We start from the raw sequence: 19,988 nt of genomic DNA, 5'->3' as shown, positions 1-19,988 counted from the left end.
GTCGAAATAGCACAATAGAGGTATGACGAATCCCATGGGGAACGCGAATCGCGCCCGGCAGGGTCTGCCGACGCCGCCGACCGGCTGGCCGGTGGGCTCGTACCCGACCTATGCCGAGGCGCAGAAGGCGGTCGATTTTCTGGCCGACGGGCAGTTCCCGGTACAGGACGTGACCATCGTCGGCGTCGATCTCATGCAGGTCGAGCGGGTCCTATACCGACTGACCTGGGGCAAGGTCATCGGTGGCGGCGTCGTGTCCGGTGCGTGGCTCGGCCTGTTCCTCGGTCTGCTGCTGAGCCTGTTCACCACCAGCGGCGCGCTCGGCCCGCTGATCGTCGGTCTGGTCGGCGGCATCATCTTCGGTGTCATCTCGACCTCGATCCCGTACGCGGCGACCAGGGGCCAGCGCGATTTCGCCTCCACCATGCAGTTGGTGGCCGGCCGCTACGACGTGCTGTGCGACCCCAAGTCGGCCGAGCAGGCGCGCGACATGCTGGCGCGGCTGGCGATCTGATCGCATGGAGGTAGTGGATAAGGTCCGCACCGAGGTGCTGGACCATTTCGGTGTGGACACCGCGGGTGTGGATTCCGCGTCGGTGACGTTCCTCGGCTTGGAGCCCATCGAAATACTGCGGATTCCCGGCGATGATCTGGTGCATTATGTGACGTTGGGCGGATCGCGCCATCCGATGGGTGATCCGAGCGACCTGCTCGCGGATCCGGTGCGCGGGCCGCGGGCCGAGCTGGTGCTCGTCTTGCGAGCCGGGTCGGGGACGAGTGCGGGCCTGGCCAAGACGCTCGGTGTGCTCGCCGCGACGCCCGTCGTGGAAGGTGTTGTGCTGCAGGCGGATGCGCTGCTGGACCTGGGTGAGCCGATGTGGCGGGATGCGCCGTTCACCGCGGTTCTGTTGGGTGAGAGCGACATTCCCGCGGTGGTGTTGCCCGAGCCCGCCGAGCCGGTCAGGTATCTGACGGTCGTTCCGGTGACCGCGACCGAGGCGGCGTGGGTGCGGGTGCGTGGTGCGCAAGCGTTGCGCGACGCGTGGGCCGAAGCCGGAATCGATGTGCACGATCCCGCGAGAGGCGCTGCCTCGCTGTAGCTCTGGTCAGAGCCAGTTGTTGCGGTGGAAGGTGACGTACAGACCGGCGCAGATACCGAGGGTGACCAGGAGCACCACCCAGAAGCCCCAGGTCGCTTCCAGCGCGGGCATATGGGTGAAGTTCATGCCATAGATGCCTGCGACCATCGTCGGTACCGCCGCGATGGCAACCCAGGCCGAAATCTTGCGCATATCCGTGTTCTGCTGCACGCCGATCTTGGCGAGGGCGGCGCTGACCAGTTCGCTCAAGGACTCGTCGAAGTCGGTGATGCGTTCGGAGACGGTGGTGTGGTGGTCGGCCACATCGCGCAGATAACGTCGAATCTCCTTGGGCAGCGGCAGATCCGGCTTGTGGCCGAGTAACTGGAGCGGGATCTGCAGCGGATTGACCGCGCGCCGCAGTTCGACGACCTCGCGCTTGAGCTGGTAGATCGATTCGATGGTGATGGCATTGCGCGGAGTGAAGACCGCCTCCTCCATCTCCTCGATATCGTTCTCGACCGAAAGGGCCACCTCGATGTAGGAATCCACCACATGGTCGGCGACCGCGTGCAGCACCGAACTCGGACCGAACATGAGCTGTTCGGGGTGGTTCTCCAGCTCCTTTCGGACGCCGGCGAGTCCGGTGTGCTCGCCGTGCCGCACGGTCACCGCGAAATTGGGTCCGGTGAAGACCATGATGTCGCCGGTTTCGACGATCTCACTGATGCTGTGCATTTCGTGCTCGACGTAGCTGACGGTGCGCAGCACGAGGAAGAGGGTGTCGTCGTAGCGTTCCAATTTCGGTCGTTGATGTGCTTTGACCGCGTCCTCGACGGCGAGTGGGTGCAGGTCGAAGGTGGTGGCGATATCGGCCATCTGGTGTTCGTCGGGTTCGTGCAGCCCGACCCACACGAACCCGTTGCCGCGATTGCGGACCTCGGCCATCGCATCGGCATGGCTGAACCGGCCGGGCAGTCGCTTGCCGTTGAGGTAGATCGCGCAGTCGACCACCGCACGTGCGGTGGGAACGGGAATACGGGGCAGCGGTGGATGCGCTCGACCCTGGCCGCGGAAGGACGGCAGCGGCGGAATGGATGGCACCGGTCGATGCTACGTCGCGTGCGGGGCCGCGACGAGCGCACTGTAAGACTGGAAGGCGTGCGCATCGACCTGCATACCCACTCGACCGCGTCCGACGGTACCGACAGCCCTGCCGAACTTGTTCGGAACGCCGCTGCCGCAGGCCTGGACGTCGTCGCGATCACCGACCACGACACCACCGCGGGGTGGTCCGAAGCGGTGGACGCGTTGCCGAAGGGCATGACGCTGGTGCGCGGCATGGAGATGTCGTGCGTCGGTCTGGGTGAGGACGGCTGGCCCGTTCCTGTGCATCTGCTCGCGTACCTCTTCGACCCGACCGATCGGTGTTTCGCCGACGAGCGGGAGCGGTTGCGTGCCGAACGCGTCGATCGGCTGCGCGCGATGGCCGAGCGCATGCGGGCCGACGGCCTACCCATCGATCCCGATGCGGTGCTGGCCTCGGCCGGACCGTCGGCCGGACGGCCGCATCTGGCACGGGCGCTGGTCGAGGCGGGTGTGGTGGCGAGCGTCGACGCGGCCTTCATCGAATTGCTGGCGCCACACGGGCCGTATTACGCGGAGAAGGCCGACACGCCGTTGCGTCGCGCGGTCGAAATGATTGCCACCGCCGGTGGCGTGAGCGTGCTCGCGCATACGAGGGCGCGCAAGCGCGGACGGCTATTGGCGCTGGACGATATTCGAGAACTTGCCACGCTCGGTCTCGGCGGGCTCGAGATCGACCATCCCGACCATTCCGCGGCCGACCGCGCGCTGCTCGGTGGGCTGGCCGCCGAACTCGGTCTGCTCACTACCGGCTCGTCGGACTACCACGGCGCGAACAAAACCATCCGGCTCGGTGAATTCACCACCGACCCAGCACAATTCGAGGAACTTGCGGGCAAAGCCACGGGAGTGTCGGTGATCGCCTCGTGAGACTGGTGCGCGGGCTGAGCGGTGTGGTGGCCGCCGGGACGTTTGTGCTCACGCTCGTTGTCATCGGCACTGCGATCATTGCTGCCAGGCGGGAGTTTCCCGGTCCCGGCGGTGTATCGGTGACCTGGCATCTGACCGCGTCCGTGACTGCCATTGCGGCACAGATTTTTTCGGACAGGCATCGGGGTTTCGCCGCTTTTTCCGGATCGATGGTTGTTTTTCTGGCTGCCGGACTATTGCTGTGGTCACAGTGGTGGAGCTGAATTTCCGGGAATGGTTGCGGCCGGGTGAATTGTGGTCGAACATTTCTCTTTGTGGGTGAAATAGAGACGGACGTACTGGTTCTGGGCGGTGGCCCCGCCGGTGCCTGGGCCGCCGTCTCGGCCGCCGCCACGGGAGCCCGCGTCGTGCTCGTCGACAAGGGACGCTGCGGCACCAGCGGTCCTACCGCCTTCGGGACGACCTCGCTGTGGAATATCCCGCCGGGACCAGCGAGGGACGAGGCGGTGCGGCACGCCTACGCGCATGGTGGTTACCTCGGCGACCCGGACTGGATGCATCGGGTGCTCGAGGAGACCCATCTGCGTGTCGAGCAGCTGGTGCAATGGGGGTATCGGTTTCCCGGCGAGGGCCGCAATGCCGGTGACCGTGGACTGACACCCGGCGAGCCGCGCGGCGGCGCGCCGGCGGAAAGACGAACCTCGCTGCGAGTGTGCCTGGACGGCGCGAGCTACCTGCGCCGGATGCGCCGCAGCCTGCTCGACGCCGGGGTCCGCATTCTCGACCACCATCCCGCGCTGCAACTGCTCGTCGATCGCGACGGTGTGGTATCCGGAGCCATCGGCGTCCAGCAGCACAATAGGTTTCGCAGTTGGACGGTCCGTGCGGGTGCGGTGGTGGTGGCCACCGGCGGCTGCGCCTTCCTGTCCGGCGGCGCGGGCACCGACGTCGACACCGGCGACGGACTGTTGTTGGCCGCCGAGGTGGGCGCGCAACTGTCCGGCATGGAGTTCTCCAGCGCCTACGGGCTGGAGCCGGTGCTGAACTCGGCGTTCACCTCCGGCTTCGCGCTGCACTTCGCCACGCTCTACGACGAATCCGGCGCGGCCATCACCGGTCATCGCGCTGCGGCCTTCGCGGCGATCGCCGACGGCCGCCGCGTGTACGCCGCACTCGAAGACGTGCCCTACGTCGTGCGGTGCAGGCTGTCGCAGCAAGGTGTGGTGGACAACACCAAGCGGGTCCCGTTGCGCGCGGTGCTCGAAGGCACCGTGCGGGGGACCGGCGGCCTCCGCATCGCCGGCGCCGACTGCGCGACCACGGTGGCCGGACTGTACGGCGCCGGTGACGTGACAACGCGGGAGCCGATCACCGGTGCGGTGAGCGGATTCGGTGGCCAGGGCGGCGCGTGGGCCATCGCCTCGGGTGTATGGGCAGGCGCGGGCGCTGCCTGCTTTGCGCGTGCCAGGGGCCGGGTGGGCCGGGCACGCGGGGTGCCAGGGGCCGGGCTCAACCCGGAGGCGCGGATCGACCCGCGCGCGGTCGTCGGACTGGTGCAGGAACATACGCTGCCGCTGCGGCGCAGCTACTGGCGTAGCGCGGGCAGCCTGCACGACAGCATCGGCGAACTCGACGGCATGTGGCCCGGCGCGGAATTCGGCCTCGGCGGCGCCGGTGTGGATCGACTGCGGGCCAGACAGGCAGCAGCACTGCTCGCGGTGGCGAGGTGGACCAAGTACAGCGCGCTGGCGCGTACCGAGAGCCGGGGCATGCATCGGCGCACCGACCACCCGGACGTCGCCGCGGATTGGCGCGTGCGATTGACCTCGGGCGGCCTCGACACGGTGTGGGTGCGCGCGGACGCCCGTCGGTCGGCGTCCGACGAATCGACTCCGACCGTGCCGGCGACGCCCGCGCGGCGGGAGCAGACCGTCACACCGGACGAAGCATCGATCGTCAGGGAGGTGACGGCAGGCGTGCGCGCAGCGGTACCCGGCACGCGGGCGGCGACCCCGGTCGTGCCACCGTCGGTGGTGGCCGACCCCGACCTCACCGCAGGTGACCCGCTGCCCTTGTGACAGCTCACCGCCGCGGCATGGGGACGTGCGAGTTTCCCCTTACGCCGGGGTAATTCCGCCGACCTATCCTGGCCATATGGCGCTCGACCGGATTCCGACACACCGGTTTGGCAAGTCGTCGACCCGGCTGGCAGAATGTGTCGGATTCCCCGCCTATGCCACCGCCGGGTTCGGGAATAATGGAGGTCTACGCCTCGCAACGCACCGTCGCGACCCGAAGATCTCTCCGCATGTTCCGTCCGGACCTACCCGTCCGGCTCCCGCTCTGCGGATCAGTGCCGCGCCACGTGATCGAGATATCGGCATCCCTTGCTTCTGTGTAAGTCGCCGCGATACGGACCGGTCAGCGCACTCGATGAGCGGTATGAGTCACCTATTACCTAAATACCCGGCGGTAACCGTTTCCCGGTTGTGCCCGACCCGAGCAGGAGTGAAATCGTGTCACCTGTGACTGACGCACCGAATGCCACTGCCAGCCTTTCTGAGATCACTCACGAAGAGATCTTCGCGGGTCACCTCGGCGGTAAGCTCTCGGTCGAACTCGCCGCGCCGCTGGAGACTCAGCGCGACCTTTCGATCGCCTATACCCCCGGCGTGGCTCAGGTCAGCCGCGCCATCGCAAACGATGAGGCGCTGGCCAAGCGCTACACCTGGACCGACCGGCTAGTGGTCGTGGTCAGCGACGGCACCGCGGTGCTCGGTCTCGGTGACATCGGCCCGCGCGCCTCGCTGCCGGTGATGGAGGGCAAGGCGGCGCTGTTCAAGAAGTTCGCCGGGCTCGACTCGATCCCGATCGTGCTGGACACCAAGGATTCCGACGAGATCGTCGAGACGATCATCCGGCTGCGCCCGAGCTTCGGTGCGGTGAACCTGGAAGACATCTCCGCCCCGCGCTGCTTCGAGATCGAGAAGCGGCTGATCGAGGCGCTCGACTGCCCGGTCATGCACGACGACCAGCACGGCACCGCCATCGTGGTGCTCGCCGCCCTCAACGGCGCGGCCAAGGTGCAGGGTCGCAGCATCGCGGGTCTGAAGGTCGTGGTGTCGGGCGCCGGCGCCGCGGGTGTCGCGTGCACGAACATCCTGCTCGCCGCGGGTGTGCAGGACGTGATCGTGCTCGACTCCAAGGGCATCGTGAGCCGGGACCGCAGCGACCTCAACGACGTGAAGGCCGAACTGGCCCAGCGCACCAACCCGCGCGGGCTGACCGGTGGCGCCGCTGAGGCGCTGGCTGGCGCCGACGTGTTCCTCGGCCTGTCGGCCGGACTGATCGCCGAGGAGCTCATCGCTTCGATGGCGCCGGAGTCGATCGTGTTCGCCATGTCCAACCCGGATCCGGAGATCCACCCCGAGGTGGCTCGCAAGTACGCCTCGATCGTGGCCACCGGCCGCAGCGATTTCCCGAACCAGATCAACAACGTGCTCGCCTTCCCCGGTGTCTTCAAGGGCGCTCTCGACGCGGGTGCGCGCCGCATCACCGAGGGCATGAAGATCGCCGCCGCGGACGCCATCCTCAGCGTGGTCGCCGACGAACTGGGTCCGGAGAAGATCGTCCCGAGCCCGCTCGACCCGCGTGTGGCACCGGCAGTGGCCGAAGCCGTCGCCGCCGCCGCGCGCGCCGAGGGTGTCGCCTGATCCAGGTGTAGCCGAGACAGATACGAAGGCGCCCCGCTCATCTCGAGCGGGGCGCCTTCGTATGTGTTCGGGGAAAGAAACTCAGTCCGCGGTCTGCAGGATGCCCGCCGGTGTCACGGTGACCTGATTCGAGCGGCGCAGGCGGCCGGTTCCCGGCGCGCTGGCCCAAACCGTGAAGGCGAGCAGGCCGTCGAGGAACATGGCGAGCACAGCCACTAGCAGGGCTCCGACGAGAACGCGGTCGTAGCGGTAGAGACCGATGCCGTCGAAAATGTAGCGACCGAGGCCGCCGAGGTTGACGTAGGCGGCGATGGTCGCTGTGGCCACCACCTGGAGGGTCGCGCCGCGCAGACCGGTGAGCAGGATCGGCAGTGCGTTGGGGACTTCCACCCGGAACAGGATCTGGGTTTCGGTCATCCCCATGGCGCGGGAGGCGTCGACCACATCCTTAGGCACATTGGCGATTCCGGCGTAGGCGCCGGCGAGCAGCGGCGGGATGCCGACGGTGACGAGGGCCAGCAGCGGTGGGACAAGGCCGAGGCCCATCAGCAGCACCAGGAAGGTGAGCAGGCCGAGGGTCGGCAGGGCGCGCATGGCGTTGGCGAAGCCGACGAGCACGGCCGCACCGCGCTTGGTGTGGCCGATGATCAGACCGAGCGGCACGGCGACGACTGCCGACGCGGCGACCGCGAGGAAGCTGTACCACAGGTGTTCGGCGATACGGTGCTGAATGCCGGTCGGCCCGCTCCAGTTCGCGCCGTTGGTGAGGTAGTGCCAGGCGTCGAGGAAAAGGTTCATGCGGCAGCGCCTTTCGCTTTCGAGGCCCTGGCGTCGGCGCGCGCCCATGGCGTCGACCAGCGGCCGAGCGCGTACACCAGCCGGTCGAAGATCAAGGCCAGCGCGAGGGTCACGATGATGCCCGCGATGATCTCGTCCGGATAGTCGCGCTGGTAGCCCTGGGTGAACAGCTTGCCGAGGCCGCCGACACCGATCAGGGCGCCGACCGAAACCATGGCGATATTGGAGACGACCACCACCCGGAGACTGGATATGAAAACCGGTACGGCAAGGGGCATATCGACGGTCAAGGTCCGTCGCAACGGACCGAATCCGACGGCATCCGCGGCATCGATCACGTTGGCCGGCACCGAATCCAGTGCCGTCGGCACCGCAATCACCAGCAGCGCAGTCGAATACACCGTGAGTGCGATGATCACATTCATCGGATCGATGGTGGAAATCCCGGCCAGCGGCGGGATGATCACGAACAATGCCAACGATGGCACCGTGTAGGCCAGGCTCGACACCGTCACAGTGACACGCCGCAGCCAGGACACCCGACGAACCAACGCCCCCACCGGAATCGCGATCACCAAACCCAGCGCCAGCGGTACCAGCGCCAAGTACAGGTGAGTCTTGGTGAACCCCATGATCTCCGAGAAGTTGTCGATCAAGTACTTCACGAGACCGCCTCCCGCCGGCGGGGCGAGACCGACGCGACGTTCGGTGCGGTACTCATTGCGCGGCTTCTTGTTCGAAGTAGTGCCGGTTGCGTTCGGCGTCTTCGGCGGCCCGTTGGCCTGCCAGTTGCTCGAGCACCTCGGTGGCGAGCACCCCGCCGCGGACCGCCCCCGAATCATCCACGGCGACACCGACTCCAGCCGGTGAGGAGATGGCCGCGTCGAGCGCTTGGCGCAGGTCGCCCGACGGCGTGAACAGCGAGCCCCCCGCCGACATGCTGTTGTGCAGTTCCCGTCCGGCGCGCACCGCCTCGACCCCTGTCACATCGACCCAGCCGACCGGCCGCTTGTCCGTGTCGATCACCAGCACCCAGTCGCCGCGTTCCAGCCGCAGTTTCGCCGCCTCATCGGCGGTCGTGGTCCGGATCTCGTGCAGCGGAACGTTGTTCGCGGTGCGGAAGGACAGGCCGCGATAGCCGCGATCACGGCCGACGAAGTCGGCGACGAAGTCGGTGGCGGGCTGGGCGAGGACGTGTTGCGGCGGATCGTATTGCTGCAGCACGCCGCCGCGACCGAAGACCGCGACCCGATCGCCGAGGGTGATCGCCTCGTCGATGTCGTGGGTGACGAACACGATGGTCTTGTGCAATTCGGCCTGCAGCCTTTGCATTTCGACCTGCAGTTCGGCACGCACCACCGGGTCGACGGCACTGAACGGCTCGTCCATCAGCAGCACCGGCGGGTCGGCGGCCAACGCCCGCGCCACCCCGACGCGCTGCTGTTGCCCACCGGAGAGCTGGGCCGGATACCGCCCGGCCAGCGAGCGGTCCAGACCCACCCGGTCCAGCACGTCGAGCGCCGCCGCACGCGCGGCGCGGCGCGAATCGCCACGCAGCACCGGCACCGTCGCGACATTGTCGACAACGGTCCGGTGCGGCAGCAGCCCGCCGCTCTGGATGACGTACCCGATACCGAGCCGGAGCTCGACCGGATCGACTGTCGAAATATCTTGCCCGGCAATGGTGATCGTGCCGCCGGTCGGGCGGATCATCCGGTTGATCATCCGCATCGAAGTCGTCTTACCGCAGCCGGATGGACCGACGAACACGGTGAACGATCCCGATTCGATGCGCAGGTCGAGATTGGTGACGGCATGGGTGCCGTCCGGATAGGTCTTGCTGATACCGCTGAATTCGATATCGGACACGCGTGCTCCTGTGTTCGGCGCGGCGGGGCCTGCCCCGCACACGGACGAGCACAGGCGCGGCCACCGCTTATCCGGTCGGCTTATTCAGTCCCTGCGCGGCGACCCATGCCGCGGCGGCGGCCTTGGGCTCGGTCTTGCTGCTACCGGAGACCGCTTCGTTGAGTTTGATCAGTTCGTCGGTGGTCAACTTCGCAGAAACGGCGTTGAGCGCGGCGAGCGACTTGTCCGATTTCTTGGCCGCATTGAACAGCGGGACCACGTTCTGGGCCGGGAAGTTGTGCTTCGGATCCTCCAGCACCACAAGGTTGTTCTGCGCGATCGCGGGCGAGGTGGTGAAAACATTGGCCGCTGTCACCTGGCCGTCGACCAGCGCGCGCACCGTGGCGGGCCCGCCGCCGTCGGCGATCGGCACGAAATTGTTCGCGGCGATGTCGAGGTTGTAGTTCTTCTTCAATCCGGGCAGTCCGCCGGCGCGCTCCTGGAACTCGGCGGGCGCACCGAACTTCACCTCGGCCGAATGCGCGGCCAGATCGGCGATGGTGCGCAGGTTCCAACGCTCGGCGGTCGCCTTGGTGACGACGACGGCGTCGGAATCCTGACCGGGCGCCGGGGTGCCGATGGCCAGATCGGAGCCGAGCGCCTTGCTGAGTGCGGTGTCGATGTCGGCGGAACTGGTCGCGGTCGCGCCCTTGTCCAGGTATTGCAGCAGGTTGCCGTTGTACTCCGGGATCACCGAGATGGCGCACTGGCGCAGCGCCGGGATGTAGGCCTCGCGGCTGCCGATATTGAGCCGGGTGTCCACCTTGAATCCGTTGGCCCGCAGCACTTCCGCGTATACATTGGCGACAGTCTCGGACTCGGGGAAGTTGGCGGAGCCGACGGTTAGCCCGTCACCCTCGCAGCTGCCCGTTGCCGCGAGCGGGTCGGAATTGCCACATGCGGACAGGATCATGGCGGCGGCCAGCGCTGCGGCGGCGACGAGGAACCGGGTCGCGCGCAGCATCATGCGCAGCGCCGACCGCCCGTGCCGCGCGGCATCGGGGGAGATCGTGGTTTTCACTGGGGGTCCTTCCGGCAAGGGCGAGCGGTGCGACGGGCCGTGCCTCAACGGCCACCGGTACATTCTGGTTGTTGTTCATACTGCCCGGTTCGTGGTGTTCCTGTTGGCTACGGAGAGTTGGTGTCGCCGGATGTTGCTGGCCGTGTCGAGGCGAGTGCTGGCTCGGGGTTTGGTCGTTGCGGCCGTCACGCTGGCCGTTTCCTGTGGAAACGATGACCAGGGCCTCACAATAGTGGTCGGCGCGGGCGATTCGATGGAATCAAATCTGCTTGCGCAAATCTATTCCGGAGCGCTCTCCCGTACCGGTGTGTCCACCTCCGTCGCACCGCATCTCGGCAATCGCGCCGACTATTTCGCCGCATTGGACGCGGGCACCGTCACGGTGGTCGGTGAACACACCGGCGAGTTGCTCGCATTTCTCGATGCCAATTCGAAGGCGCGCAAGCCGGCGGATGCCACCGAGGTGGCGACCGACGGGGTGCCCGAACCGTCGGTGCCCAAGGCGGTGAACGCGTCGCTGCCCGAGGGGCTCGCGGTGTCGGATCCTGCCGACGGCACGGACATGCGACCGCGAATGCTGCTGACCGAGGCGGCGGCGACCCGCGATCGAGTCCGGTCGATCGGCGATCTCGCGGCCCGCTGCGGCGAACTCGAGGTCGGAGTGGCTCCGGTGCCGGAGGTGTTGCGCGCGTCCACCGATACGCTGCGAGTTTCGGGCTGCGGCTTCGCCCGGACCAAGCTGTTCCCCGACGCCGCCGCTCTGCGAAAAGCCTTGCTGGACGGCGAGGTCCAGGCCGGAATCCTGGGCGGGCCGCCCGCACTCGTTCCTGGAGCGACCGACGGCCTGGCTGTCCTTTCCGACGACGACTACGCACTTCGCGCGGAGAATGTGCTGGCCGTGTACCGCAAGGGCGAGCTCGGCGACCGTCAGATCCGGAAGCTGAACTACGTTGCGGGCGAGCTGACCACCGATGACCTCGTCGTCATGATCGGCCGGATCCGCGATGGTGCGGTCCCCGCCGATGTGGCGCGCGACTGGCTCGATAGCCACGCTCTGTAATTTCCGTCCGGGTAGCTCCCGGATCGCGTTCGGTGGATTGCCGCCGCTCGACTATTGCCGCCCACTCGGAGCGGACACCCGCACCGGACCACGTGGTTCGGCTTGGTCGGAGATCATCGCGTTCAGTGATCACTGTCGCCGTATCCGCTATGTCGCCGATCACATTTCCGATCGACCGAAGCGTCTTGCGACCGTGCTGTTCCGCGCCGTATATTCCATGTGGAATATTGCACTGGGGAGCATGTCGGTAGCTGCGGCTACCGTGCGTGGTCTCGAGGATCAGTAGGAGGTAACCGGATGGGTCAGCAGGCGCGCTCCGCGGTGACGCCCCTGGCAATCGCCGTGCTCGCACTGCTCGAAGAGCGGCCCATGCATCCCTACGAGATGTACCAATTGCTGATCGCCCGCCGCGAAGACCGGCTGGTGAAGGTGCGGCCTGGCTCGCTCTATCACACGGTCGCGCGGCTGGCCGATCAGGAACTGGTGTCGGCGGAGGGCGTCGACCGAGCGGGTAATCGACCGGAGCGAACCACCTATCGAATCAGCGATAGCGGCCGAACGGCGTTGCGCACCAGGATCACCGAGATTCTGCGCAATCCCGCACCGGAATATCCGATGTTCCCCGTCGCGCTCGCGGAGGCGCACAACCTGCCGAAGGCGGACGTGCTCGCGCTGCTGCGGGAGCGCGTGGAGCACCTGGAACACGACCTGGCCGACATCGAGATGATCGGCCGATGGGCAGGCATGAACGCGGTGCCGCGCCGCTATTGGATCGTGCTCCCGTACCTGCGCGCCACCGTCGCCGCCGAGATCGCCTGGGTCAACGACCTCACCGCCGAGCTCGACAGCGGTGAGATGGAATGGGAGGAATTCGATCCGGCGACCGGTGCCCGGATCTCCGACCATCAGCACGCCTGGTCCGAAGGCGCTGAAACCGTGGAAGCCGCCCTGCCACCGGTGCCGCTGCCCGCGGCGCGGACGAGCCCGTCGCGAACCAGTCATTTCATCGAAGGTTCGTCGTCCAGAGACTTCCGAGATAGGAACGAAAAACATGTCCACCCAACGTAATCCGTGGCTGGCGCTCTTCGCGCTCGTCGTCGGCTTCTTCATGATCCTGCTGGACATGACGATCGTCGCGGTCGCCAACCCGGCCATCATGGTCGACCTCGGCGCCGATATCTCCCAGGTCATCTGGGTCACCAGTGCCTACCTGCTCACCTACGCGGTGCCGCTGTTGGTCACCGGCCGTCTCGGTGATCGATACGGCCCCAAGAACATGTATCTCATCGGACTCGCGGTCTTCACCGCCGCGTCGCTGTGGTGCGGTCTGTCCGGAACCATCACCATGCTGATCGCCGCGCGCGCCGTGCAGGGCCTCGGCGCCGCGCTGATGACGCCCCAGACCATGGCCGTGATCACCAGGACCTTCCCACCGGACAAGCGCGGCGCGGCCATGGGCCTGTGGGGCGGCGTGGCCGGACTCGCTACTCTCGTCGGTCCGATCCTCGGTGGCGTGCTGGTCGACGGCCTCGGCTGGGAGTGGATCTTCATCGTCAACGTCCCGGTCGGCATCGTCGCCTTTGCGCTGGCGGTCTGGCTGGTGCCCGCGCTGCCGACGAACCAGCACAAGTTCGACATTCCCGGCGTGCTGCTCAGTGGAGTCGGTCTGTTCCTGCTGGTGTTCGGAATCCAGGAGGGCAATACCTACGACTGGTCGTTGCGGATCTGGCTGATGATCGGTGCCGGTGTGGTCGTGCTGGTGGCCTTCTTGGTGAACCAGGCGCGCAATACCGGTGAGCCGCTGCTGCCGTTGCGCCTGTTCCGCGACCGTAACTTCGGGCTGTCCAACCTGGCCATCGCCTCGATGGGCGCCGCGGTCACCTCGATGATGGTGCCGTTGTACTTCTACTTGCAGGCGGTGCGCGAGATGTCACCGACCAGGTCCGCCTTGGTGTTTGCGCCGATGGCCATCGTCACCGGTATCTTCGCGCCAGTGATCGGCAAGTACTCCGACAGGTTCCATCCGCGCATTGTGCCGACCATCGGCTTCATCGGTTTCGCGGCCTCGGTCTTCTGGTTCGCGGCCGTCATGACACCGCACTCGTCGATCGTGTGGTTCCTGCTGTCGGCCGCACTCGCAGGCGTCGCCAACGCCTGCATCTGGGCGCCCCTGGCCTCGACCGCGACCCACAACCTGCCGGTGCAGTTGGCGGGCGCGGGCGCGGGCGTCTATAATACCACCCGCCAGGTGGGCTCGGTGCTCGGCAGCGCCGCGATCAGCGCTCTGATCGCCGCGCGGATGACCGCCAACGGCCTGCACGGCGGCAAGGTCACCGAGGGGGCCGGCGGCCCGGTCCCCGAGATGGTCAAGGACGCCTTCAGCACCGCACTCGGCCAATCCGTCCTGCTCCCCGCGGGCATCCTGCTGATCGGCGTCATCGCCTCGGCGCTGTTCATCCGCCACGGTGACGGCGCCACCGCAGGCCCCGAGTCTGCACCCGTCGAAGCCGACACCGTCGCGGCCTGATTTGCGTGTGCCCCGTGAGCAATTCGCTCACGGGGCACCGCTATGTCAGCGCGCGAGCCCAGTAAGTCGATCCCAGTCGATCGACATTCGAATCGGCAGGTCGATAGTCGTTTGAGGCCCGCCTGGCGTCAACTGGGCATGAGGTCGGCAGTGGCACGCCGACGGAAAGCGCGCTCGGATCGGGGAGGCGTAATCGTGGTGCTCAACGGCAGCGTTTGTCGGATCAGCTCACCTGGACAGTGATGGTGGGGTAGCCGGTGGCGCCGTCGGGGACTACGTCGCGGCGATCGGCGGTTTGGGTTTCGCCGGTGCCATCGGTGGCGCGGGCGCGGAGGGTGTGGGTGCCGGGGATGGCGTTCCAGTCGTAGACCCATTGGCGCCAGGTGTCGATGGACTGTTCGGTGGACAGGCGGGCGGGTTGCCAGTCGCCGTTGTCGATTTGGAGCTCCACGGCTCTAATGCCGCGGTGCTGGGCCCAGGCGACGCCGGCAATCGGGGTGGGGCCCGCCTTGATGCGGGCTCGGGATCGCGGGGTGTCGATGCGAGACTCGGTTTTGATCGGGCCGTAGGCCGACCAGCCGCGGCGGGTCCAGTAGGCGGTGGCGCGGTCGAATCGGGTGACCTCGAGTTCGGTGACCCATTTGGTGGCGGAGACGTAGCCGTAGAGGCCGGGCACCACGAGCCGGGCCGGATAGCCGTGCGCGACCGGTAGTGGTTCGCCGTTCATGCCGACCGCGAGCAGGGCATCGCGGCCGTCGGTGAGGACGGCAAGCGGGCTGCCCGCGGTGAAGCCGTCGATGCTGTGCGAGAGCACCATGTCGGCATCGGGATGCGGGCCCGCCTCGGCGAGTAGCGCGTCGAGGCGGTAACCGCGCCAGCGGGCATTGCCGATCAGATCGCCACCGACCGGATTCGAGACGCAGGCCAAGGTCACCAGGCTTTCGACAGCCGTCCGATTCGCAAGATCGGCCCAGGTGATGTGGATTTCGCGATCCACCATGCCGTGGATGCGCAGCGACCAATCATCGATGGACACCTGTGGAACGATCAGCGCGGTGTCGATGCGGTAGAAGTCGGTATTCGACGTCACATACGGTGTCAGCCCCGGCAAGCGCAGATCCACACCTGGCGCGAGCGGCGCCTGCGGCTCGATCGGCTCCGGCAATTGCACCCCGGCCCGCTCACCCGAAACGTCGTGCCGCTGAGCACCGAGCAACCGCCCACCCACTCCGGCGAGCACCGCCAGCCCGCCGGTCATGGCAAGCCCGCGCAATACCTGCCGCCGCTCCGGGGTCGTCGCTGCACCCAGCCCGGTGCGTCCGGCATCGTCTGTGCGCGCTTGCACCGACCGCACGGTGGGTCCGGGCGGAGTAGCTGCGACCGAGAGATCTGTGGATTGTGTTGCGGCATGATCATTTTGCGCGGTTGAGGCGGGATCTGCCGAACTGGTGGGGCTACCGGCGCCCGGGGTGCGGCCGGAGGCGCCGATGGCGGCGGAGGAAGATTCGGGGGCCATAGATTCGGCGGCCTCGTCGATGCGCCAGGTCAGCGCTCGCAATGCGTAAATGCCTGCGGCGATGCCGATTACGGTGGGAATAGCGCCCGCGAGGCCGGTGCGATCGGCGGCGATTACGGCGGCAAGGAGACCGAAGAGGGCAAGCAGGATGGAGCCTGCGGCCCGGGTGGTGCGCTCGATCGCGCCCGCGCCTGCGGCGACCATGATCGCGACTGCCGCCATGCAGAGGTACAGCACCGTCTTGTCGTTGGTTCCGAAGGTGGAGATCGCCCATTCGCGCAGGCCATCGGGAGTGTGGTCGACGACGGTGTTGCCGAGGGCGGCCAGCGGTGCGCGTTCGGGACCCATGAAGGCGGCGAGCAATTCGGCGACGCCGAGTGCCAGCCCGGCCGAAACGATCCCCGCCATTACACGCTGTACCCGCAGGTCGGCCATGAAGCGAGCCTACTGCCGGATTTACGACAAAAGTATGACCACTCGGTGACGTATCCCGGCCCGCCGTGCCGTTGTACACCCGGTGTTTCGCGAGGCCCGAGTGGATTCAGTTCGCCGAGCCCTCAGGCTTGTGCCGCTGGTAGTAGCGGGCGACACGCACCCGATTGCCGCATCGCTGTGCCGAACACCAGCGCCGACGGGGGTGGGTGGGCAGGAACAGCAGCACGCAGTCGTCGGCTTCGCAGCGCTTGAGTTTGTCGATCGATGGGTCGGTGAGCAGGTCGATGGCGGACTCGGCCAGCGCCGCCGCGGCGGCAGCGCCGAGTGGGCCGTCGCGGCGAGCGGTCGCGACCACGGCGTCGCCGTTCCAGGTCAGCTCTCGGATGAGCGGCGCTGCGGCCTGGGCTTTTTCCAATCCACGCAGGGCGGTGGTGGGCGGTTGCTGCCCCGCCAATATGGCCTCCAGCGCGGCGGCAGTGTCGTCGCGGACTGCGCGGACGGCATTCAGGTCGGTCGCGGTCGGCTGCTCGATCCCGACGCCGTGCAACCGATCTGCTTGCCGTGCAAGCCATTTCGCCAGCTGCTCCGCCGTGCCGAGCAGGTCCGGCCCGTCCGGTGCGGTGTTGACCAAGTCCAGTGCCAGCGGCTCGCCGATCAGCGGGGTGGAATCGCTCATAGTTCTAATGCTACTCCCATGGGTTGACACATTAGTCCGCCTTGGGCTAAAACTAATGCAACATCTCATCAAGAAAGCATGTGAAAAGATGAACGCCTTGCCTCGAGTCGAGTACCGCAGCACCGATGTCGCCGGAGTCCAGGTCTTCTACCGGGAGTCGATCCCGGACCACGCCGACGCGCCGGTGCTGTTGCTGCTGCACGGCTTTCCCTCGGCCTCGCACCAGTTCCGCAGGCTGATCGACGTGCTCGGCAGCCGATACCGGCTGATCGCCCCCGACTACCCCGGTTTCGGCAACACCGTCTCCCCAGCCGATTTCGAGTACACCTTCGATCGGCTCGCCGACGTGGTGGAGGGCTTCGTCGAACGCCTCGGCCTGCGCCGCTTCGCGATGTATGTCTTCGACTTCGGCGCTCCCGTCGGCTTCCGCATCGCTACCCGCCACCCGGAGTGGATCGCGGGCCTCGTGGTGCAGAACGGCAATGCCTACGAGGCAGGTTTGTCCGATGGCGCAAAGGAATTCACCGCATTGACACCGGCGCAGGCGGGGGCCGAGGACACCATTCGCGGCTTGCTCACGCTGGAGGGCACCCGCGGCCAGTACGAGCACGGCGTCGCCGACCCCACCGTGATCTCGCCGGAGTCCTGGACCCTCGATCAGCACTTCCTCGACCTGCCCGGCCGCAAGGCCGCACAGGTTGCCCTGGCCTTCGACTACAAGTCCAACGTCGCCGCCTATCCGGAATGGCAGGCTTGGCTGCGCAAGTACACCCCACCGGCCCTGATCGCGTGGGGCGCGAACGACCCCTTCTTTCCCGCTCCCGGGGCGCACGCCTACCTCGCCGATCTCCCGGATGCCGAGTTGCACCTCTTCGACACCGGTCACTTCGCGTTGGAAACGCACTTGGGTGACATCGCGCCGCTGATCGCCGACTTCCTCGACAAGCTCCCCGACTACAGCGTGTCTCCCGATCGGTGAGATCGGTGGACACCGTCCTTCTCGGACGTCCTCCACTCACGCGTCGACCTCGACGACAAACCAAGGGGGAGACACGCCCTAGGCGAAAGACGCTGCCGCCCGGCCCAACGCGTCCGGCAGCGCCACGGCAGCGCTCCGCGAGCAGCTCACACACCCGGCCTATCTCACCGTCGCGATCGGTGTCTCGGCGCGGCTGTCTCGGTGCCGCTCGACAAGGCCACCGAGGCGTTCGACTCCAGCCGGCCGCCACACCACTGACGCCGCATAAAAAGCGTGGCCCGCGACAGGTACCTGTCGCGGGCCACGCTTCCTCTGGAACTACCTCAGCTGTAGATCTTCTCCACCTCGGAGGCGTACTGCTTCATGACCACCGCGCGCTTGAGCGACATCTTCGGGGTCAGTTCGCCGGTCTCCTGGGTCCAGTCGACGGGCAGGATGCGGATCTTCTTGATCGCCTCGGCGTGCGACACCTTCTTGTTGGTGTCGGCGATCGCGGCATCGACCTCCGCGACCAGCTCGGCGTTCTCGATCAGCTTCTCGATCGGGGTGTCCGCGGGCAGGTTGTGGCGTTCCTTCCAGCCCGGAAGCGCCTCCGGATCGAGAGTGATCAGCGCGCCGATGAACGGCTGGCCGTCACCGACGACCATCACCTGGCTGATCAGCGGATGCGCCCGCAGCGAATCCTCCATCAGCCCGGGGGAGACGTTCTTGCCGCCCGCGGTGACGATGATTTCCTTCTTGCGGCCGGTGATGGTGACGTAGCCGTCGGCATCGATCGCGCCGAGGTCGCCGGTCTTGAACCAGCCGTCGGCGAACGCTTCCTCGGTGGCCGTGGCATTGCCCCAGTAGCCGTTGAACACCACCGAACCGCGCAGCAGCAGCTCGCCGTCCTCGGCGATCTTGACAGCGTGGCCCTCGGTCGGCTTGCCGACGGTGCCGACCCGGATGTTCTCCGGAGTGTTCACGGTGACGGCCGCGGTGGTCTCGGTGAGCCCGTAGCCCTCGTAAATGGTGACGCCGACGCCACGGAAGAAGTGGCCCAGACGTGCGCCCAGCGGTCCACCGCCGGATACCGCGGCCTCACACTGTCCGCCGAGCGCGACGCGCAGCTTGCTGTAGACGAGCTTGTCGAACAGCGTGTGCTTGAGCTTCAGCACCAGGCCGGGGCCACCGTTGTCGAGCGACTCGCTCCAGGCGATGGCGGTCTCGGCGGCCGCGTCGAAGATCTTGCCCTTGCCGCCGTCGTGCGCCTTCTGCTTCGCGCTGTTGAACACCTTCTCGAACACGCGCGGCACCGCGAGGATGAAGTGCGGGCGGTAGCTGCCGAACTGGTCGACCAGGGTGGACCAGTCGGAGGTGAAGGCGACGATGACCTTGGCGTCGAAGGCAGCCAGCGTGACGCCGCGTGCGAAGACATGCGCGAGCGGCAGGAACATCAGCGTCTTCTTGCCCGCGGTGACGTACTTGCTCAGCGCGATACGGTCGGACTTCGACTCGGCGTAGAGATTCGAGTGCGAGAGCATGACGCCCTTGGGGCGACCGGTGGTGCCGGAGGTGTAGATCAGGGTCGCGGGCGAGGCCGCGTTGACCTGTGCGCGGCGCGCGTGCACCGCCTCGTCGTCCAGGTCGGCGCCGCGGGTGGTGAGCTCCTCGATTCCGCCCTTGTCGATCTGCAGAGTTTCCTTCAGATCGGTCAGCGCGCCCGCGTCGATCTCGTCGATGACTGCGCGGTGCTTGTCGCTGTCGACCACCAGCAGCTTGGTGGCGGAGTCCTGCAGGATCCACTTGGCCTGCTCGGGCGCGGAGCTGTCATAGATGGCGACGGTGCAGCCACCGGCAGCCCAGATGGCGAAGTCGAGCACGGCCCACTCGTAGCGGGTCGGGGCCATGATGGCGACGCGGTCACCGAGTTCGATACCCGAGGCGATGAAGCCCTTGGCGACGCTGGTGACGGTCTTCGCGAATTCCGCGGCGGTCACATCGGCGAATCCGCCGTTGCCGTTCGGAATGTTGAAGAGCACCGCGCCCGGCGACTGCTCGGCGTGCCGGAAGACGTTATCGGAATTGTTCGCGTCTTCCGGAATGGTGTAGGAAGCCGGGACTTCGAACTCTCGCATCAGTGCCCTTCCACGTGGTTTTACTCGCCAGTAATCTACGACACCTGAGACCGGGCCATTCCCTCGACCACCGAAAAGTGATCCGGCTCGAAAATGGCGGCCGATCGAGGCCTTAATCGTACGCAGCCGGACTCGGCCCGTCC

The 19,988-nt window shown here is 66.9% G+C and carries 18 protein-coding genes; 10 read left to right on the top strand and 8 right to left on the bottom strand.

Annotated elements, in window-relative coordinates; translation table 11 throughout:
* Positions 1-22: 22 nt before the first annotated feature.
* Complete coding sequence (locus OHA42_RS36445; RefSeq protein WP_328405643.1) at positions 23-514, top strand: general stress protein; 492 nt, start codon at positions 23-25, stop codon at positions 512-514.
* A 4-nt stretch (positions 515-518) separates the two neighbouring features.
* The gene (locus OHA42_RS36440) at positions 519-1,100 is read left to right on the top strand and encodes a suppressor of fused domain protein (protein ID WP_406232759.1); all 582 of its coding nucleotides are present in this window, start codon (positions 519-521) and stop codon (positions 1,098-1,100) included.
* A gap of 6 nt (positions 1,101-1,106) precedes the next feature.
* Here the strand turns inward: OHA42_RS36440 and OHA42_RS36435 are convergent, their stop codons facing one another.
* On the bottom strand, positions 1,107-2,183 hold the full coding sequence (locus OHA42_RS36435; protein ID WP_406232758.1) for a magnesium and cobalt transport protein CorA: 1,077 nt from the start codon (positions 2,181-2,183) through the stop codon (positions 1,107-1,109).
* A gap of 57 nt (positions 2,184-2,240) precedes the next feature.
* Here OHA42_RS36435 and OHA42_RS36430 point away from each other — a divergent pair, with 57 nt between their 5' ends.
* The 4 genes from OHA42_RS36430 to OHA42_RS36415 all read left to right on the top strand — a co-directional run bounded on the left by OHA42_RS36430 (position 2,241) and on the right by OHA42_RS36415 (position 6,808).
* Complete coding sequence (locus OHA42_RS36430) at positions 2,241-3,095, top strand: PHP domain-containing protein (RefSeq protein ID WP_406232757.1); 855 nt, start codon at positions 2,241-2,243, stop codon at positions 3,093-3,095.
* Positions 3,096-3,100: 5 nt separating this feature from the next.
* Positions 3,101-3,358 (top strand): hypothetical protein, encoded by a 258-nt coding sequence (locus tag OHA42_RS36425; RefSeq protein WP_406232756.1) that lies wholly within the window; start codon positions 3,101-3,103, stop codon positions 3,356-3,358.
* A gap of 51 nt (positions 3,359-3,409) precedes the next feature.
* Positions 3,410-5,173, top strand: coding sequence for an FAD-dependent oxidoreductase (locus OHA42_RS36420; protein WP_406232754.1), 1,764 nt, complete (start codon positions 3,410-3,412; stop codon positions 5,171-5,173).
* 438 nt (positions 5,174-5,611) lie between these two features.
* The gene (locus tag OHA42_RS36415) at positions 5,612-6,808 is read left to right on the top strand and encodes an NADP-dependent malic enzyme (RefSeq protein WP_406232752.1); all 1,197 of its coding nucleotides are present in this window, start codon (positions 5,612-5,614) and stop codon (positions 6,806-6,808) included.
* Between the two features lie 81 nt (positions 6,809-6,889).
* On the opposite strand, the gene OHA42_RS36410 is transcribed toward OHA42_RS36415, so the two are convergent.
* From OHA42_RS36410 to OHA42_RS36395, 4 genes are all read right to left on the bottom strand, one after another.
* Entirely contained in the window at positions 6,890-7,606 is a 717-nt protein-coding gene (locus tag OHA42_RS36410; protein ID WP_406232750.1) for an ABC transporter permease, read from the bottom strand.
* The gene (locus OHA42_RS36405) at positions 7,603-8,271 is read right to left on the bottom strand and encodes an ABC transporter permease (RefSeq protein WP_406232749.1); all 669 of its coding nucleotides are present in this window, start codon (positions 8,269-8,271) and stop codon (positions 7,603-7,605) included. Before OHA42_RS36405 ends, OHA42_RS36410 begins: the two co-directional genes overlap by 4 nt.
* 52 nt (positions 8,272-8,323) lie before the next feature.
* The gene (locus tag OHA42_RS36400) at positions 8,324-9,475 is read right to left on the bottom strand and encodes an ABC transporter ATP-binding protein (RefSeq protein WP_406232748.1); all 1,152 of its coding nucleotides are present in this window, start codon (positions 9,473-9,475) and stop codon (positions 8,324-8,326) included.
* A gap of 67 nt (positions 9,476-9,542) precedes the next feature.
* On the bottom strand, positions 9,543-10,481 hold the full coding sequence (locus tag OHA42_RS36395) for an ABC transporter substrate-binding protein (protein ID WP_406239848.1): 939 nt from the start codon (positions 10,479-10,481) through the stop codon (positions 9,543-9,545).
* A 196-nt stretch (positions 10,482-10,677) separates the two neighbouring features.
* Between OHA42_RS36395 and OHA42_RS36390 the strand changes: the two genes are divergently transcribed.
* The 3 genes from OHA42_RS36390 to OHA42_RS36380 all read left to right on the top strand — a co-directional run bounded on the left by OHA42_RS36390 (position 10,678) and on the right by OHA42_RS36380 (position 14,122).
* A complete protein-coding gene (locus tag OHA42_RS36390; RefSeq protein ID WP_406232747.1) occupies positions 10,678-11,595 on the top strand; it encodes a glycine betaine ABC transporter substrate-binding protein in 918 nt (305 codons plus the stop codon).
* A gap of 297 nt (positions 11,596-11,892) precedes the next feature.
* Positions 11,893-12,663, top strand: a complete 771-nt coding sequence (locus tag OHA42_RS36385) for a PadR family transcriptional regulator (protein WP_406232746.1) — start codon at positions 11,893-11,895, stop codon at positions 12,661-12,663.
* Entirely contained in the window at positions 12,647-14,122 is a 1,476-nt protein-coding gene (locus OHA42_RS36380; protein ID WP_406232745.1) for a DHA2 family efflux MFS transporter permease subunit, read from the top strand. The genes OHA42_RS36385 and OHA42_RS36380 overlap by 17 nt, the downstream gene beginning before the upstream one ends.
* A gap of 223 nt (positions 14,123-14,345) precedes the next feature.
* On the opposite strand, the gene OHA42_RS36375 is transcribed toward OHA42_RS36380, so the two are convergent.
* Together OHA42_RS36375 and OHA42_RS36370 are read right to left on the bottom strand one after the other, a co-directional pair.
* Entirely contained in the window at positions 14,346-16,073 is a 1,728-nt protein-coding gene (locus OHA42_RS36375) for a molybdopterin-dependent oxidoreductase (protein ID WP_406232743.1), read from the bottom strand.
* A 106-nt stretch (positions 16,074-16,179) separates the two neighbouring features.
* Positions 16,180-16,749: a CGNR zinc finger domain-containing protein gene (locus OHA42_RS36370; protein WP_406232742.1), complete on the bottom strand. Its 570-nt coding sequence runs from the start codon at positions 16,747-16,749 to the stop codon at positions 16,180-16,182.
* Positions 16,750-16,837: 88 nt separating this feature from the next.
* Between OHA42_RS36370 and OHA42_RS36365 the strand changes: the two genes are divergently transcribed.
* The gene (locus OHA42_RS36365) at positions 16,838-17,728 is read left to right on the top strand and encodes an alpha/beta fold hydrolase (RefSeq protein WP_406232740.1); all 891 of its coding nucleotides are present in this window, start codon (positions 16,838-16,840) and stop codon (positions 17,726-17,728) included.
* Between the two features lie 323 nt (positions 17,729-18,051).
* On the opposite strand, the gene OHA42_RS36360 is transcribed toward OHA42_RS36365, so the two are convergent.
* Positions 18,052-19,845 carry an AMP-dependent synthetase/ligase gene (locus OHA42_RS36360; RefSeq protein ID WP_406232738.1) on the bottom strand — a complete coding sequence of 598 codons (1,794 nt, stop codon included), beginning with the start codon at positions 19,843-19,845 and terminating at the stop codon, positions 18,052-18,054.
* Positions 19,846-19,988 lie beyond the last annotated feature (143 nt).

It is taken from the genome of Nocardia sp. NBC_01009, from assembly GCF_045208035.1.
Lineage (GTDB): Bacteria > Actinomycetota > Actinomycetes > Mycobacteriales > Mycobacteriaceae > Nocardia.
The sequence above is the reverse complement of the archived record's forward strand: the minus strand, read 5'-3'. Positions and strand labels throughout refer to the sequence as shown.

Bases quoted from the DNA above. Each gene is read 5' to 3' on its own strand.
- OHA42_RS36440 (WP_406232759.1), top strand. From the start codon at position 519: ATGGAGGTAGTGGATAAGGTCCGCACCGAGGTGCTGGACCATTTCGGT.
- OHA42_RS36365 (WP_406232740.1), top strand. From the start codon at position 16,838: ATGAACGCCTTGCCTCGAGTCGAGTACCGCAGCACCGATGTCGCCGGA.
- OHA42_RS36380 (WP_406232745.1), top strand. From the start codon at position 12,647: ATGTCCACCCAACGTAATCCGTGGCTGGCGCTCTTCGCGCTCGTCGTC.
- OHA42_RS36395 (WP_406239848.1), bottom strand. From the start codon at position 10,481: ATGATGCTGCGCGCGACCCGGTTCCTCGTCGCCGCCGCAGCGCTGGCC.
- OHA42_RS36360 (WP_406232738.1), bottom strand. From the start codon at position 19,845: ATGCGAGAGTTCGAAGTCCCGGCTTCCTACACCATTCCGGAAGACGCG.
- OHA42_RS36385 (WP_406232746.1), top strand. From the start codon at position 11,893: ATGGGTCAGCAGGCGCGCTCCGCGGTGACGCCCCTGGCAATCGCCGTG.
- OHA42_RS36410 (WP_406232750.1), bottom strand. From the start codon at position 7,606: ATGAACCTTTTCCTCGACGCCTGGCACTACCTCACCAACGGCGCGAAC.
- OHA42_RS36370 (WP_406232742.1), bottom strand. From the start codon at position 16,749: ATGAGCGATTCCACCCCGCTGATCGGCGAGCCGCTGGCACTGGACTTG.
- OHA42_RS36445 (WP_328405643.1), top strand. From the start codon at position 23: ATGACGAATCCCATGGGGAACGCGAATCGCGCCCGGCAGGGTCTGCCG.
- OHA42_RS36375 (WP_406232743.1), bottom strand. From the start codon at position 16,073: ATGGCCGACCTGCGGGTACAGCGTGTAATGGCGGGGATCGTTTCGGCC.